Below are 16,044 nucleotides of genomic sequence, written 5' to 3'. Positions count from 1 at the left end.
ATAATATTATGAAGTTTCTACTCTTGTTGAACATTTGTGGGCTATTTGTACTAATGAGTTGTAAACAAAATGCACATAAACCCAAAAGTATTAAGGATGTCAGTATAATTTGTTTTGGCATCCAAGAAAAACAAGGAATGGTTAATAGTATTTTTAACAATAACTATATCTTAAATCATATGGATCCAAGAGTATCGGATTCTACCTTGCCTCTTAAAATTTTGACAAACAACATCTTTAGAAAATCGGATTCAATTCAATTTAGGAAAAACAAAATTGCAGTTTTGGATTCATCTGATTTAACCGATGATACTTATCGAATAAGAATCGATAGCCTTGATTGCACAGATAAAAAATTTGATTTCATAATCCTTTATCCTATAGAAGGGAAGTGGTATGCAAAGGGTAAGGTTTATTATAGTAAAGACAAGTGGGTTACAGAAATTGTATCTGGTGGGATAGCCGATTGAAGGCATATACTTTTGGTTGCTAGAACAATTCTTTGACCAGCGGCTATATTGGCCTTAACCTGGCGGTACCTGTAGACTGGTCACGGTACCTTTGGCTATCACACCGGGTGATTCCGGTCTGTATCCCCATCAACCAGTTTGTGGAGGGGGAAGGACAGAGTAATGAGGCGAAGAAGTTTGCCAATGAGGCTCAAATGGCATTAATGGCAGGTGGTGAAGTGGATTGGGAAAACCAATTGGTTTATAATCCACTTGTGGCCCAAGATATCAAATCTAGAATGTCTGATGCTGAAATAGCTATTTTCGATACTTTGGATAACACTAGACAATTCTTGTATCTAAAGGCTGCAACACAGGCTTATATTTATGCTGAAACACATTTCCCGAGACCTGTGCGCAATACAAAGGGAGATGCCTTTAAACATGCATTTTGGAATGCCCTTAGCACGGTATATCTAGGGGAAACTTTAACTGAACAGCTCACATCGGCGCATGAAGATATTGAATACAACCCAGATTATCCAAATCATTTTAAAGAAACCCAAATGGATTTGCATAACAATTCCCAAGGAAGGCAAATTGCTTATGGTGCGGGGAGATTATATGAATTGGTTCACCAAGCTTTAGATAGCGGCCAGTTACGATATTTGAATAATTTGGTTTTTCAGAATGGCTTCTGGAATGCTTCTAACGCTTCTGTATTAACACCAACTAATCAATAAGTTATATGAATGCTAGAGTATTATCAATAGTCATTACTCTTTATTTGGTGTCTTGTAATAGGGATAATAAGGTTTTAAAAATCAACGACTTTTCAGAGTCTAAAACAATACACTTGAAACCGTATCAGAACTATCCATATTCAATGATGAATGTTTGGGTAAAAGGATATACAAATGATACCATTTTGATAAAACTTAATTCTAAAAGCAACCAGCCGATTTTAAAACTTTCAGGCCAAATAAATGAACGGTGGTATACTGATTATTATGGAGAAGGTGAAAAAAACATAATTTTTGAACCATACAAGGCCACAGAAGGAAGTATAGAAATAGAAGCAAAGCTATAAGAACGATGTCGAAGGGATTGGTAGTCAACAAAGACATATTAAATTTCTAACACTATGACGACAGATGAACTATTTGATTCTACCAACATTGAGATCTTCATGCCCGAGGGAGTGGAATTTATTTCTAGCATTTTGTCCGGGTTAGGTTATAATTATTTAGATGAATCTACGGAATCGGCAAGGCAACACGGTCTGGAAACTATAGAGAAGCTATTGGATTTGGATTTAATAGAAGTTTATCATTGGGGAGAATATGATAAAAGTTTAAGGGGAAAGGTTATTCCCAAATTCAAAACAATGAAATATATAGCTGAACTGTGGCATAATGGTGCCAAAATGCCTGATTTTTATGGTATGCCCATGTTTAAATTTAAGGATTGGTATATTGAAGCTTTGAAAAATAAAGGGTTTACTTCTAGCACCAATTGGAGAACATTTGTAAGGGAAAGGATTGGGAATTTAGAAACATGGATTGAAGAAAACAGGCCAAAGAGCTAAATAGAAGTAAATTCTTTTGAAAGAGAGAATAACTAAACTATGGGGATAGATTAGTAATGATAAAGAGTAAAACACTTTTTTGTTTTGGCAAACGCCAACCTTATCCAGGATCTTGATACTTTTAACCTTATCTTGATGACTCCGGACAATGATTTGCATGCTATAATGATTGCGGATCAGAGTATATTCGCATCCCATTTAGCCACCATGCAGCAGGACAACTTTCAAGACAATCTGGAAGTTTTTGAATTGTTGTTGAATTTTGAATATAATAATGTAGAAAACCCAATCAACTCTAATATCAGTAGTAATCTGGCGGCAGAGAACCTGCATACGATCTTAAAGGATTACGGGATGGTTGTGTATGAATTTGATGAATCAAAAAACAAATGGGTTAGACCATAGAAATTAGATGCGAAATGAAACGTTTTTTTATATTGGGTACAATTGTACTTTTTTTGGGGTGTAATTCCAACTTAAAACTATATGATCAACATGCTTTACTCAAACCTATTAAAAGAGTAAAAGATGATTTCTATATTAAGGATTTTAGTAACAGTTATAAAAGACTTGAAGGTAATTGGGTTTGGGGAAGTGGGAAGGATACACTTGTGTTGAAATTCACACCAATTTTTAAAAAAAAATATGAAGAGAATATTTTCGGTTACAAAAATGCTTATTATGATACCTGTTTAATTACCTTAAAATATCTTAGTAATGGGACGGAGATATTAAATACCCTTGATAAAATACGCACAGAAAATTGTCTTTATGCAGGTCATTTAGAGATTATTACCACTATGTTTTATGTGTATAACAAGTGCCGTATAGGAGTCTTTGACCAACCCGTATTGATGTTTGCAGGCAATGATTTAGTCTTGGTCAACAAGTGGAACGAGGAAGAAGGCGTTTTCTTTGAAAAGGATGGGGAATATAAAATTGTCATTCCTCGGACAATTACCTTAAAACGATTGGAATAATAGATAGATTGGTTACGGAACCTTTGGCTATTGCAGCGAGTGATTCCCATATGTGTAGGGATAGTTTCCCAAGGTCAACATCAGCAAAATGAAAAAGGTATTAATAAGTTTTGTTTTATCCATCTTATTCTTGTCCTGTGATTGTAAAAATTGAGGAGATCACAGGGAGTTTGTTATTACAGATTTCTCTAAAAAAAGAGTAGATACCCTTATCCCGTATGAAAACAAAAGCTATGTTGCTTACTTTATAAAAGTTAAAGGCAATGTCAACGATACTATCAAAATCCAAAGAGAAGGGTATTATGACATGAATCTATATGGAACAATAGATACGTTAATAAATGGGGATTATTACGGGACTGAAAATGTTATTTGGACTTTTGATCCCTATAGGGCAACCAAAGGAAAACTGGAAATTGAATATGGTCTTTAATCTTTTTGAACAGGATCGTATGGATATCGTGTAAAATCCTCACTAAAGGATAGGTTGGTTATGTCTTTATCGTACTTAATGCGGAATTTGTTGGAACGCTGAAGAACGTATTGAAATAATGGTTAAATTATAGGCGTATGCCCACAAAAAAATGCAATATGGATTTAGCCCGGATCATCTTAAAAATGATGCTTGTGCTGGCCTGTTTTCAAGTAACGGCGCAAGAGTCTTCAATTACCATTTCGGGGAGAGTAACCGATGGGGACAGACCTCTACCCAATGTAAACATTACGGTGGAAAACAGCTCCGTTAAAACAGTTTCAGATAGGGAAGGAAAATATAAGATAGTGACCAAACCCTACCAAACCCTGCTTTTTACAAGAATGGGATTAAAAACCGTTAGATTGATCTTGGAAGATGTTTCCTCCATAATGAACATCGAAATGTATCCCCAAATTCAGGAATTGGATGAGGTGATTGTGGAAAAAACAAAGATCAAAAGAGAAGCAGAACTTCAGAAAGAATACCAGAACAATAAAAACCTGATCCGAACGGCCTTCGGGATTATGGACAAAGACAAGATTGGTTATTCCATGCGGGTCATTGATGGCAACAGTTTGGCAGCCATAGGAATAGACTTCTTAACGGCCCTACAAGCAAGGGTGCCCGGAATGCGCGTGGTGCGCTCCCCGAACGACCCCACCAATCCGCAGGTCTACCTTAGGGGAGGTAGGGGCATTTCTACTTCGCCCCCCGCTGCTTTTGAAGTGGATGGAACAATTTTTCAAGGTGTGCCCACCTTCATTCCTGTACAGAACATTGATCGTATTGCTGTGATCCCTTCCGTAGGTGCTGGGGCAAGGTATGGTAGACAGGCCAGCGGTGGGCTTATCATAATCAACACAAAATCTGGAAATGCGCTTTATGAAACAGGAACAAGCAATCCGTTCGATTTTGCAAAAGTAAGAAACAATATTTTTGAACCATCCAATGTCCACGGATTTGAAAATACCACCAAACCCCAATACTTGTTGGATTTTCAAAATTCAAGTTCCGTTAAAGAAGCTTATGCAATTTTTGAAAAAGAACGGTTGATCAGGGGAGACCGGTTTGATTTTTTCTTGGATGCCGCTGATTTTTTCATGTCGCGAGGAGCAGTGTCTAAATCGGAGGAAATAATTTCCATGGCCAAAGAAAAATTTTCAAGCAACCCGAATACCTTAAAGGCCATTGCCTATTGGTATGAGAAAAATAACGATTATGGGAGCGCCATTGACATCTATGAAGAGGTGCTCAAAAAAAGACCACGACATGGGCAATCGTTTCGGGATTTGGCCAATGCCCACTATACTAATGGCGATTTCAAGAAAAGTTTGGAAATCTATTCCAGATATATTGTATCCAGAAACCTGGACACTTCGGTAAAAGAAGAGGAAGGCATAGATGCCATCATAAAAACAGAGTTTCAGAATGTATTGAAATCGAATTCAGCGGAAATGTCCAATACAACCATACAAACTGGCATGTATGATAATTTTTTGGGGTCAAGGGTGCTTTTGGAGTGGAATAATGGTGAAGCTGAATTTGACCTACAGTTTGTTAATCCTGACAACAGGTTCTATACATGGAGTCATACGTATGAAAAAAATAGTGAGCAAATCAATCTGGAAAAAATCAAGGGGTTTTCATCCAAGCAATTTATGATAGACGAAATGTTCAGAGGGGTTTGGCAGGTAAATTTGAATTACTTTGGAAACAAGTCATATATACCAACGTACATAAAGGCCACGGTTTTTCACAACTTTGGTCAGGAAAATGAAACACAAAAATCCTATTACTTTAAATTGGTGGATAAAGAGGTAAACCAAAAACTGTTTTCAATTGTCAACAATCCCGAAAAAGAGGCTAAATAAGTCATCAAGTGGAGAACAACAGTCAATAAAATGATACCCTACAAATAACTTCTCAAAGTTTTCCGGGATTATTCGCTTTGCCCGCCAAGAACCTCAAGTCTTTTTTCTATTTGTTCCCGCTTTTCTTTTTCCCCCATCTGTTTATATATCATCAATAGGGTTTCCAAAAGCTGTGTATCATCGGGATTAAGCTCCAAACCCTCGGTCAGTACTTGCTCCGCTTTGGCCAAAAGATCATTAACCGTTGTCTTGGCTTTATTAAATTTTCTTTTTCCCATCCCCCAAAAATACTCCCTTGAATGCAACAAAGGAATTAATCTATCGGCCTCTTCGGAATAAATGACTGCGAGGGCTACCCGAGATCTTGTATGCGCAGGAGCAATATAAAATGCACGTTTAAAAAGGGAAATGGCTTTTTGGGTCGCACCTTGCTTAACATACATTACGCCAAGATTATATGGATGATCAGGATTCTTGGTATCTAGTTTGATCATCTTTTTAACATAGGAGCCACACATTTCCCAGTCTCGTTTTTTTTCATACGTTGCAGCCAAATAATTTAAAGTTTGCAAATCTCTGGGCGACATAAAATGTGCTATGCTTAAATATTGAATGACCTCATCCCATTCTTCCAAAAAATAATAGTTTATGCCAATGATTTTGAAAACACCTGATTTCCCATCTCGGGCCAAAAAGCCAATGCCCCGATCTAGTAGGGTCAGATAACATTTTAAGGACAGCGAAAATTGTCCGTTTTGGTGAAAATGGTAGGCAGCTTCTGCCAGCATCTTCCTATTTTTACCTCCACTGTATTGAAATGCTTTTAAGGCATGCCATGCAGCCAATTCATACTTTCCTTCTTTGTGGGCCGTATTGTGCTGCTGCATATAATCCAGCTCTTGGGTCTCGGAAACCGGTAAAAGTTCAACATAATCTTTCTTGGGCAACGTAGAGGTTCCGTCCTGACCCCAGTTCCACCCCCTAATCACGGCATTTTTACGTTTTATGGTAGGGGCATGGGTCTCATTTACCGTTGAATCAGGGACAAAATCAATGGTCTTTAAGCTGTTCTCCTTTGAAACTCCCATTTTTGATAACATAAAACCCACTGCTTCATCGGCCTCTACCTCTTCTTCAAAAAAATCAATGGAATCAATCAGCAAGTGTTGCCGCATATGATGGCCCATTGCATGTAAAAACCGACCCAAGATGTTCCAATCATGGTTTGCGATCAGAGAATCTAAGTCCAATGTATTTTCTTGGATAACAACAAAACGTTCCAAAGAGCTGTGGAAAGAATCAAAGTTCATGGCTGAGATACCTCCGATTTGAGCACATGATTTAATTTGAAAGTTTCTTTGTTCTCCAATTAAATTAAAAAGGGAGTCAACTTTTTTCTCTAGTCCAAGAAGTCTTTGTGGTTTTTGGAAACCACATTGGTCAATATATTCTGATACTGGTAAATACGATTCGTAGGTGCACATTTTTCGAATCTGCGCATTGCTTGAAAAAAAGACCAATACGAAGAAAAAAAAGAATCGAGCAGCGTATTGCATTGGATATTGCAATTATGGTTATTGACTAGTACAGCGGCTATACCTGTAGAACTCCCATATTGAATGATTTCTCTATTGGGGCATGGTTTGCGGCCTCAATGCCCATAGATATCCATTTTCTAGTATCCAAGGGATCTATAATGGCGTCCGTCCATAACCGAGCCGCAGCATAATAGGGCGATATTTGGTTGTCATATCGCTGTTTGATTTTATCAAACAATTCTTTTTCCTTTTCAGCATCCAAAGGTTGTCCACTTTTTTCAAGGGAGGCTTTTTCAATCTGTAATAGCACTTTTGCCGCTGAGTTTCCACTCATCACGGCGAGTTCGGCACTGGGCCAGGCCACAATCAACCTAGGGTCATAGGCCTTGCCACACATGGCGTAGTTTCCTGCCCCGTAGCTGTTTCCTATGATTATGGTGAATTTGGGTACCACGGAATTGCTCACGGCATTTACCATTTTGGCACCATCCTTAATGATGCCTCCATGCTCGCTCTTGCTGCCTACCATGAAACCGGTTACATCCTGCAGGAACACCAAGGGAATCTTCTTTTGGTTGCAGTTGGCAATAAAACGGGTGGCCTTATCGGCTGAATCGGAATAAATGACCCCACCAAATCGCATTTCGCCTTTTTTGGTCTTGACCACTTTCCGTTGGTTGGCCACAATCCCCACGGCCCAACCATCAATTCGGGCATAGCCGGTCAAAATAGTTTTACCATAACCCTCTTTGTACTGTTCAAACTCAGAGTTGTCCACCAATCGCTTTATGATTTCAAGCATGTCGTATTGATCACTCCGCGAACTTGGAAGAATACCGTAAATATCTTCTTGGTTTTCCGTTGGGTCTTTTGCTTCAACCCGATTAAAACCAGCTTTTTCAAAATCGCCGATTTTGCCTACGATACTTTTGATTTTATCAAGCGCATCCTTATCATCCTTGGCCTTGTAGTCAGTAACTCCGCTGATTTCCGAGTGTGTGGTGGCTCCGCCTAGGGTTTCGTTATCAATGCTTTCACCTATGGCCGCTTTCACCAAATAACTGCCTGCTAAGAAAATACTTCCCGTTTTATCAACAATAAGGGCTTCATCGCTCATAATGGGTAAATAGGCCCCACCGGCCACGCAACTACCCATAACCGCAGAAATCTGGGTAATGCCCATACTGCTCATAATGGCATTGTTCCTGAAAATTCGGCCAAAATGTTCCTTGTCCGGGAAAATCTCATCCTGCATAGGGAGGTATACCCCAGCACTGTCCACTAAATAGATGATGGGCAATTTATTTTCTATGGAAATTTCTTGGGCCCTGAGGTTCTTCTTTCCTGTAATGGGGAACCAAGCTCCTGCCTTTACAGTAGCGTCATTGGCCACTACCACACATTGCTTTCCTTGGATATATCCTATTTTCACCACCACCCCGGCAGACGGACATCCGCCATGTTCCCCATACATGCCATCTCCTGCAAACGCACCAATTTCAACAGCATTGGAATTTGGGTCCAACAAATAATCAATACGCTCACGGGCGGTCATTTTACCTTTTTCGTGATGTTTCTCAATGCGTTTTTTCCCTCCGCCCAGTTTAACCTCGGCTAGTCGTTTCCTTAGTTGGGAAAGCATCAATTTATTATGGTCTTCGTTCTTATTGAAGTTGATATCCATGTACTGTCAATTTCTTCTTATTGGCTAAAGATAAGGAGTTATAATCATTACTTTTGATCCCATATGGAAACTAAAATACGATGGGGCATCGTGGGCCCGGGAAAAATTGCACGGAAGTTTATTTCGGATTTACAATTGGTGGAAGATGCCAAGATTTCGGCAGTAGCTTCCCGTTCATTGAAAAAGGCACAGGATTTTGCCGATGAATACGCCATTGAAAATGTGTTTGGAAGTTATGAAGAGATGTTTGCCTCGGACACTGTGGATGTGGTTTATATCGCCACCCCTCATCGGTTCCACAAAACATTGACCTTGCAGGCCCTGGACTCTGGAAAGCATGTACTTTGCGAAAAGCCTTTGGGGGTCAGCAAATCTGAAGTACAGGAAATGGTGGATACGGCCAAACAGAACAAGGTTTTTCTTATGGAAGCACTTTGGTCCCGTTTTAATCCGGCCATTCAAAAAGTAAAGCAGTTAGTAGATGATGGGGAGATAGGGGATTTGACCCATATCAACGCAGATTTTGGATTTTATGCCTTGGACAGGGATGAGGAGTCCCGGGTGCTTAACCTTGATTTGGCTTCCGGTTCATTATTGGATATTGGTATTTATCCCATTTTTTTGGCCTACCTATTTTTGGGCAAGCCCAAGGAAATATATGCGGCATCAAATTTTCACCCTAATGGAACGGAATTACAGACCTCAATGATTTTCCAATATCCCAAAGCTCAAGCCGTGCTTTACAGCGGATTTACCAGCAGAACCCGAACTGAAGCGGAACTATCAGGAAGCCAAGGTGAAATTTTCCTTCCTTCCCGATGGCATGAGGCAGACGGGTATACCTTACTGAAAAATGGTGTTTCTGAAACTTTTGAACATCCATTAAAAGGAATAGGATTTTACTACGAGATTTTGGAGGTTCATCAATGCTTGAGGGCTAATAAAATGGAAAGTGACCTTTGGTCGCATCAAAATAGTTTGGATGTGGCTGAATTACTGGACACTGTGCGTGAAAAATGCGGGATTCGGTTCCCTTTTGAGGGATAATCGACAAATAACCATTTTGGAATAGTCCATTTTTTACGATATTTGACCTTCTACTGAACGATACATATGGGAATGAACAAAAATACTGTGCTCGCTTGGGCCACTTGGATTATGATTTTTGTGGGAATCGGAATGATAGCGCTTGGCGCTTTCAAGTACGATGAAGTGGCCGGATACGGTTTTGGAGCAGTGGGCATTGGCTTTTTTGCCGTAGCTTGGGTTTTCAATGCACTCAAGGGACGGGTATAAAGTTCTCTTTTCTTAATTTTTAAACGCAACCAAATGTCAGACGATAAAAAGGTCATTTTTTCAATGTCCGGGGTTACCAAGACCTTTAAAACGGCCAACACCCCTGTACTCAAAAATATTTATCTCAGTTTCTTCTATGGGGCCAAGATTGGAATTCTGGGTCTCAATGGTTCCGGGAAATCAACCTTGCTCAAGATTATTGCCGGAGTGGATAAGAACTATCAGGGTGATGTGGTATTTTCTCCGGGATATACAGTGGGATATCTGGAACAGGAGCCCCAATTGGATGAAGAAAAGACCGTATTTGAAATCGTCAAGGAAGGTGCTGCCGAGACCGTTGCTATTTTGGATGAATACAATAAGATCAACGATATGTTCGGTCTTCCCGAAGTATATGAAGATGCCGATAAGATGCAAAAGTTGATGGATCGTCAAGCAGTGCTTCAAGACCAGATTGATGCATCCAATGCATGGGAATTGGATACCAAATTGGAAATTGCCATGGATGCGCTACGTACGCCTGAATCAGACAAGAAGATTGGGGTGCTTTCCGGCGGGGAACGAAGACGTGTGGCCCTATGCAGGTTATTGCTACAAGAACCCGATGTACTTTTGTTGGATGAACCTACCAACCACTTGGATGCGGAGTCCGTACACTGGTTGGAACACCATTTGGCACAATATAAAGGAACGGTGATTGCAGTAACACACGACCGTTATTTCCTGGACAATGTAGCAGGTTGGATTTTGGAACTGGATAGGGGAGAAGGTATTCCTTGGAAAGGGAACTATTCCGGATGGTTGGACCAAAAGGCCAAGCGTTTGGCCCAAGAAAGCAAGCAGGCTTCCAAAAGACAAAAGACCTTGGAACGGGAGTTGGATTGGGTTCGTCAAGGAGCCAAAGGAAGACAGACCAAGCAAAAGGCCCGTCTTAAAAATTATGACAAACTCCTTAGTCAGGACCAAAAACAGTTGGAAGAAAAACTGGAAATCTACATCCCCAATGGACCGCGATTGGGTACCAACGTTATTGAATCCAAAGGGGTGAGCAAAGCTTATGGGGATAAATTGTTGTATGAAGACCTAAACTTCAATCTGCCCCAAGCAGGAATTGTGGGGATCATTGGTCCCAACGGTGCGGGTAAGACCACCATCTTTAGAATGATTATGGGGGAGGAAACCCCGGATAAAGGAGAGTTTATTGTTGGGGATACCGCCAAACTGGCCTATGTGGACCAAAGCCATTCCAATGTCGACCCAGAAAAAAGCATTTGGGAAAATTTCAGTGATGGACAAGAGTTGATCATGATGGGAGGGAAGCAAGTGAATTCCCGAGCCTATTTAAGCCGATTTAACTTCTCTGGTAGTGAGCAGAACAAAAAGGTAAACATGCTTTCCGGTGGAGAGCGTAACCGACTTCACTTGGCCATGACCTTAAAAGAGGAGGGCAACGTTTTACTTTTGGATGAGCCTACCAACGATTTGGATGTGAATACCTTGAGGGCTTTGGAAGAAGGTCTTGAAAATTTTGCAGGTTGTGCCGTGATCATTTCCCACGACAGATGGTTCTTGGATAGAATCTGTACCCACATTTTGGCTTTTGAAGGAGATTCACAGGTGTATTTCTTTGAAGGATCTTTCTCAGATTATGAGGAGAACAAAAAGAAACGCTTAGGAACGGATATCATGCCCAAGCGTATCAAATACAAGAAACTTATTAGGTAGACGGGAATTTTACTCTTCTCCGCCGATATTTTTCAATCCTTCCTCAAGAAGTTTTCTGGCATTTTCCAGATAGGCTTTTTGGTGATACTCCAAACTATTGGAGTCAATGCTGTTGCCATTTAGGGTTCCAATGGTTTTTGAAAGTTCCACGAGCTGGTCGATGGCCTGTTTGGCCGTATTAAGTTTTTCGCGGGAGTGTTTCTCAAATACCTTAATCATTTCCAGTTCCATAGCATTTTCGGGGGCTTCATCATCGGCATGCGCCTGATGCTCCATGGTGGTCGTGGCATTATCGGCAACAGTTATTGGGGCAGAAACACCCAAAGTACATTCATCCAAGATGGTAATCAGTTCGTTGATTTGCCCAAGGGCTTTTTTGGTAAAGTACCTGCCAGCTTCCCAATCAACGGGTTCAATGGCTTTGTCCAAGGTCTCCAAGGCGTCCAAAGTCTTGTTCTCTGCCTTGGCACAATCACAATCGTCCCTAAAGGCTTTGGATTTTTCAAGAGCCGTTAATGCTCTTTCAGCATAGTACATTTGGTGTTCAAAGTTAGTAGCGGTCATTCCTTTTTTGCAATGATTGAGCGCGTAAGTAACTTTGGAATAAAAATTGTCACATTGGGAGAAAGCAGCTTGAAGTGCACAGAAAAATGCAATCGCTACTAAAACATGGGATTTGGGAGCCATGGTCAAGTATTTTTTGATTTGGTTAAGTCTGTTATCTTAACGACAATGTAGGGGAAATATTTTATTCCATCAAAAATCGTCATTCGGATACCAATCCAGTTGTACCACTTTTATCTCGGAGTTTACTTCGTTAACGAGTTTTTTGAACTTTTCAACATCGCTTACATCAGGGCGACCTCTAAAGTGGTATGGGTAGACTTCTTTAGGCTGAAATTCCAAAACAGCATCTGCAGCACTTTCCACAGTCATGGTGTAGGGGAGGTTCATGCATACAAAGGCCTTGTCAATATTTTTTAGTGCCCTCATTTCAGGAATGTCCTCGGTGTCCCCAGAAAAATAGAGACGCTGCCCACCTATGGTCAAGACATACCCATTTCCACGTCCTTTGGTATGAAAATCCAACGCTTCTTCCCGTAAATTATACATGGGAATGGCTTCAATCGCTATTCCGGAATAGGTTTTAGTATCCCCATTGTTCAGAACATCCACAGCTAAGGTAGATTCATCGGGAATTTCATCAGCAACAGCTTGGGGAAGAATAATTGTAGTGTTCTCTGTTGAAACTTCTTGGAGGGTTTCCAAATTAAAATGATCACCATGTATATCCGTCACCAAAATAATATCTGGGCCATTTTGCCCTTCAAAAGCTGACTTTCCTCCCACGGGGTCTATATATAAGGTAACATCATTCCATTCCAAAACGGCAGTGGCATGTTCAATAGGTATAATGGAAACTTCCGTAAGGCTATCATTCTTAGCTTTAACAATCGCTTCAGGGGTTTCTTCCGATGACTTATTTTTTGATTTACAACTGGCAATCAAAACGATGCCGAGTACTAATGGAATTATTTTTTTCATCATGGCTACTTTTTTGAAGTTCCTTTAAAATTAAGGTATCTAGACTTTTATGGCGATTTTTTTAAGATTATTTTATTGCAAATGATCCAAACAATGATCTAAAGCGTATATAAACCAAACACGATTGATTAAAAACCTTAAACGAGAATCAATTAACACAAAAAGTTATGACAGAAGCAAAAAATAACAACGGATTGAAGGTAATCGCAGGTTTGTTGGGTGTAGTTCTTTTGGGAACCATTATCTACACCGTAAGCCTTTACCAAGATAAAAAGAAAACCACTCAAGCCCTTACACAAGAAAAAGAGTTGGTTGTTGAAGATTTGAACAACTTGAAATCTGAGTATGACAAAGCTATCCTTGAAAGCAATGCTACAAACGAAGAGTTGGTTGCCGCTAGGGACAATATTGCAAAATACATCGATTCAGTACAGGGTATGAAAGCCGATATCGCTTCTCTTTCTAGATACAGAAGACAAGTAAGTGTACTTAAAGCAGAAAGAGAAAAACTATTGAAACAAGTAGATTCCTTGACACAATCCAACAGCTTGTTGGCCATGCAACGTGACAGCACATTTACTGAATTGGAAAAACAGACAGTTTTCAACGATTCATTGATCGTTCAGAACACCCAATTGGCTGATGCTGTAGAAAGAGGTTCTGCCCTTAGCCTTTCTAAATTCTCTGTGGATGCTGTTAAGGAAAGAAGCAGCGGTAAATTGGTGTCTACTTCCAGGGCTAAAGCTACTGATAAATTCAAGGTTTGTTTTACAGTTGCCGATAACGTAATCGCCGAAGCTGGTGATAGAGAGTTCTTCATTGAAGTTCTTGATCCACAAGGAAATGTTTTGGGTGACAGTTTCTCTAAATCCAACGAAGAAGGTGCTTCCATCTCTTACAGTAAAGGAACCAACTTCTATTATGAGAACAGCTCTTTGGATGTTTGTGACTATATAAACAAGCCTGCCAGTGATTTCCAAAAAGGAAACTACATGGTAAATGTTTACGACAGCAATTTGAAACTGTTGGGAACTTCCAAGTTTGAGTTGAAATAATACACACACTATCCATAAACCAAAAAGCCTGCTCATGATGAGCAGGCTTTTTTATTTTATACTTTATGGCCTAGATAGTTACTTTAAACTGCCTACCATATCTTCGGGTCGTACCCAAGCATCGTATTCTTCAGGGGTTACATAGCCAAGATTTATAGCCTCTTCTTTTAAGGTAGTTCCATTTTTATGGGCTGTATTGGCAATTTCGGCAGCCTTATAATACCCGATTTTAGTATTTAGTGCCGTAACCAACATTAATGAATTGTTCAAGAGTGTCTTGATTACTTCATGGTTAGGTTCTATGCCTACCGCACAGTTTTCGTCAAAGCTTACACAAGCATCACCCAATAATTGGGCAGATTGTAGAATATTTGCGGCCATCATGGGTTTAAACACGTTAAGTTCATAGTGCCCTTGGGTGCCACCAACACTTATGGCCACATCGTTACCCAATACTTGGGCACAGACCATGGTCAAAGCTTCACATTGGGTTGGGTTTACCTTACCGGGCATAATGGAGCTGCCTGGCTCATTGGCAGGGATAATAATCTCGCCAATACCAGAACGGGGTCCAGAAGCCATCATCCTGATATCATTGGCAATTTTGTTCAATGACACCGCCAATTGTTTAAGTGCTCCATGACTTTCTACAATGGCATCGTGCGAAGCCAACGCTTCAAACTTATTTTCGGCCGTTATAAAGGGAAGTCCTGTAAAGTCGGCAATATACTTTGCCACAAGAACATCGTACCCTTTTGGTGTGTTAAGACCCGTACCCACGGCTGTCCCACCCAATGCCAATTCGCTCAAGTGGGGCAATGTATTTTTTAATGCCTTTAGTCCATGTTCAAGTTGAGAGACATATCCAGAAAATTCCTGTCCAAGGGTTAGGGGAGTGGCATCCATTAAATGGGTACGTCCAATTTTCACGACTTCTTTGAACTCTTTGGATTTCTTCTCCAGTGTGTTTTTAAGTTGCTCAACACCAGGAATGGTTACTTCAACTATCTTTTTATAAGCCGCAATGTGCATTCCTGTGGGAAAAGTATCATTGGAAGACTGGCTTTTGTTCACATCGTCATTGGGTTGTATGGTTTTTTCACCTTCCCCAATTTTTTTGCCCGCAATTTCATGGGCCCTGTTGGCCACCACTTCATTTACGTTCATATTACTCTGGGTTCCGGAGCCCGTTTGCCAAATTACCAATGGAAATTGGTCATCATGCTTTCCGGCCAGAATTTCATCACACACCTGCGCAATTAAATCCCTTTTTTCCACAGAAAGAACACCAAGCTCATGGTTGGCATATGCCGCCGCTTTTTTAAGATAGGCAAAACCATACACCACATCCAAAGGCATGGAAGCTGAAGGACCAATTTTAAAATTGTTTCGGGAGCGCTCAGTTTGTGCACCCCAATATTTATCAGAAGGTACTTTTACCTCCCCCATGGTATCTTTTTCGACTCTAAAACTCATTTTACAAAATTTTGATGCACAAAGGTAATTGTTAGCAGAATTATATGGTAGTACTAAGGGTTATATATACTTTTTTTGAAGGGAGATTTGTTTTTTATGAAAAGAACAAACTATCTTTGTTGAACAAAAGGAAAGAATAATGTTCGAATTTGACCAATATTTAGGTTTTTTAGCTTTTTTGACAATTTTGACCATCGGTTTTTGGTTGATGATTTTCTTGTTGACCTTTGTGGTTCCTTACTGGTTGATTGGTAACCTTAGGGAAATGATGAAAGAAAAACGCGAGGCCAAACGTGCCCAGCTCGAAGAATAAAAAAAGACGATTAAAAAAAAGAAGCCAAATTGGCTTCTTTTTTTTGTCC

General features: G+C 40.1%; 17 protein-coding genes. 12 read left to right on the top strand and 5 right to left on the bottom strand.

What is annotated here, in order from left to right:
* Positions 1–8 precede the first annotated feature (8 nt).
* From ACP14V_RS09030 to ACP14V_RS09000, 7 genes are all read left to right on the top strand, one after another.
* Positions 9–470 carry a hypothetical protein gene (locus tag ACP14V_RS09030; protein ID WP_272610255.1) on the top strand — a complete coding sequence of 154 codons (462 nt, stop codon included), beginning with the start codon at positions 9–11 and terminating at the stop codon, positions 468–470.
* Between the two features lie 32 nt (positions 471–502).
* On the top strand, positions 503–1,192 hold the full coding sequence (locus ACP14V_RS09025) for a DUF6973 domain-containing protein (RefSeq protein ID WP_272610254.1): 690 nt from the start codon (positions 503–505) through the stop codon (positions 1,190–1,192).
* Positions 1,193–1,197: 5 nt separating this feature from the next.
* Complete coding sequence (locus tag ACP14V_RS09020) at positions 1,198–1,539, top strand: hypothetical protein (protein ID WP_272610253.1); 342 nt, start codon at positions 1,198–1,200, stop codon at positions 1,537–1,539.
* A gap of 54 nt (positions 1,540–1,593) precedes the next feature.
* Positions 1,594–2,037, top strand: a complete 444-nt coding sequence (locus ACP14V_RS09015) for a hypothetical protein (RefSeq protein WP_272610252.1) — start codon at positions 1,594–1,596, stop codon at positions 2,035–2,037.
* Positions 2,038–2,121: 84 nt separating this feature from the next.
* Positions 2,122–2,442: a hypothetical protein gene (locus ACP14V_RS09010; protein ID WP_272610251.1), complete on the top strand. Its 321-nt coding sequence runs from the start codon at positions 2,122–2,124 to the stop codon at positions 2,440–2,442.
* 14 nt (positions 2,443–2,456) lie between these two features.
* Positions 2,457–3,017: a DUF6705 family protein gene (locus ACP14V_RS09005; RefSeq protein ID WP_272610250.1), complete on the top strand. Its 561-nt coding sequence runs from the start codon at positions 2,457–2,459 to the stop codon at positions 3,015–3,017.
* A gap of 591 nt (positions 3,018–3,608) precedes the next feature.
* Positions 3,609–5,363, top strand: coding sequence for a carboxypeptidase-like regulatory domain-containing protein (locus ACP14V_RS09000; protein ID WP_272610249.1), 1,755 nt, complete (start codon positions 3,609–3,611; stop codon positions 5,361–5,363).
* A 68-nt stretch (positions 5,364–5,431) separates the two neighbouring features.
* On the opposite strand, the gene ACP14V_RS08995 is transcribed toward ACP14V_RS09000, so the two are convergent.
* Positions 5,432–6,673, bottom strand: coding sequence for a tetratricopeptide repeat protein (locus tag ACP14V_RS08995; RefSeq protein ID WP_272610248.1), 1,242 nt, complete (start codon positions 6,671–6,673; stop codon positions 5,432–5,434).
* Between the two features lie 283 nt (positions 6,674–6,956).
* Positions 6,957–8,585 carry an acyl-CoA carboxylase subunit beta gene (locus ACP14V_RS08990; RefSeq protein ID WP_272610247.1) on the bottom strand — a complete coding sequence of 543 codons (1,629 nt, stop codon included), beginning with the start codon at positions 8,583–8,585 and terminating at the stop codon, positions 6,957–6,959.
* 63 nt (positions 8,586–8,648) lie between these two features.
* On the opposite strand from ACP14V_RS08990, the gene ACP14V_RS08985 reads away from it, so the two are divergent.
* From ACP14V_RS08985 to ettA, 3 genes are all read left to right on the top strand, one after another.
* Complete coding sequence (locus ACP14V_RS08985; protein ID WP_272610246.1) at positions 8,649–9,632, top strand: Gfo/Idh/MocA family protein; 984 nt, start codon at positions 8,649–8,651, stop codon at positions 9,630–9,632.
* A 72-nt stretch (positions 9,633–9,704) separates the two neighbouring features.
* Positions 9,705–9,881, top strand: a complete 177-nt coding sequence (locus ACP14V_RS08980) for a CAL67264 family membrane protein (RefSeq protein ID WP_231562643.1) — start codon at positions 9,705–9,707, stop codon at positions 9,879–9,881.
* 33 nt (positions 9,882–9,914) lie between these two features.
* Complete coding sequence (ettA, locus tag ACP14V_RS08975; protein ID WP_272610245.1) at positions 9,915–11,606, top strand: energy-dependent translational throttle protein EttA; 1,692 nt, start codon at positions 9,915–9,917, stop codon at positions 11,604–11,606.
* 9 nt (positions 11,607–11,615) lie between these two features.
* Here the strand turns inward: ettA and ACP14V_RS08970 are convergent, their stop codons facing one another.
* Both ACP14V_RS08970 and ACP14V_RS08965 read right to left on the bottom strand, forming a co-directional pair.
* On the bottom strand, positions 11,616–12,293 hold the full coding sequence (locus tag ACP14V_RS08970) for a hypothetical protein (protein WP_272610244.1): 678 nt from the start codon (positions 12,291–12,293) through the stop codon (positions 11,616–11,618).
* 69 nt (positions 12,294–12,362) lie between these two features.
* Positions 12,363–13,151: an MBL fold metallo-hydrolase gene (locus tag ACP14V_RS08965; protein WP_272610303.1), complete on the bottom strand. Its 789-nt coding sequence runs from the start codon at positions 13,149–13,151 to the stop codon at positions 12,363–12,365.
* A gap of 167 nt (positions 13,152–13,318) precedes the next feature.
* Here ACP14V_RS08965 and ACP14V_RS08960 point away from each other — a divergent pair, with 167 nt between their 5' ends.
* Positions 13,319–14,206, top strand: a complete 888-nt coding sequence (locus tag ACP14V_RS08960) for a hypothetical protein (protein WP_136567337.1) — start codon at positions 13,319–13,321, stop codon at positions 14,204–14,206.
* Between the two features lie 78 nt (positions 14,207–14,284).
* On the opposite strand, the gene fumC is transcribed toward ACP14V_RS08960, so the two are convergent.
* Positions 14,285–15,682, bottom strand: coding sequence for a class II fumarate hydratase (gene fumC / locus ACP14V_RS08955; RefSeq protein WP_272610243.1), 1,398 nt, complete (start codon positions 15,680–15,682; stop codon positions 14,285–14,287).
* Between the two features lie 139 nt (positions 15,683–15,821).
* Between fumC and ACP14V_RS08950 the strand changes: the two genes are divergently transcribed.
* Positions 15,822–15,995, top strand: a complete 174-nt coding sequence (locus tag ACP14V_RS08950; protein ID WP_201741874.1) for a hypothetical protein — start codon at positions 15,822–15,824, stop codon at positions 15,993–15,995.
* Positions 15,996–16,044: the final 49 nt, after the last annotated feature.

Origin of the sequence: Flagellimonas alvinocaridis (assembly GCF_965248585.1) — a bacterium.
Lineage (GTDB): Bacteria > Bacteroidota > Bacteroidia > Flavobacteriales > Flavobacteriaceae > Flagellimonas > Flagellimonas alvinocaridis.
This window is presented reverse-complemented; position numbering and strand designations above follow the sequence as displayed.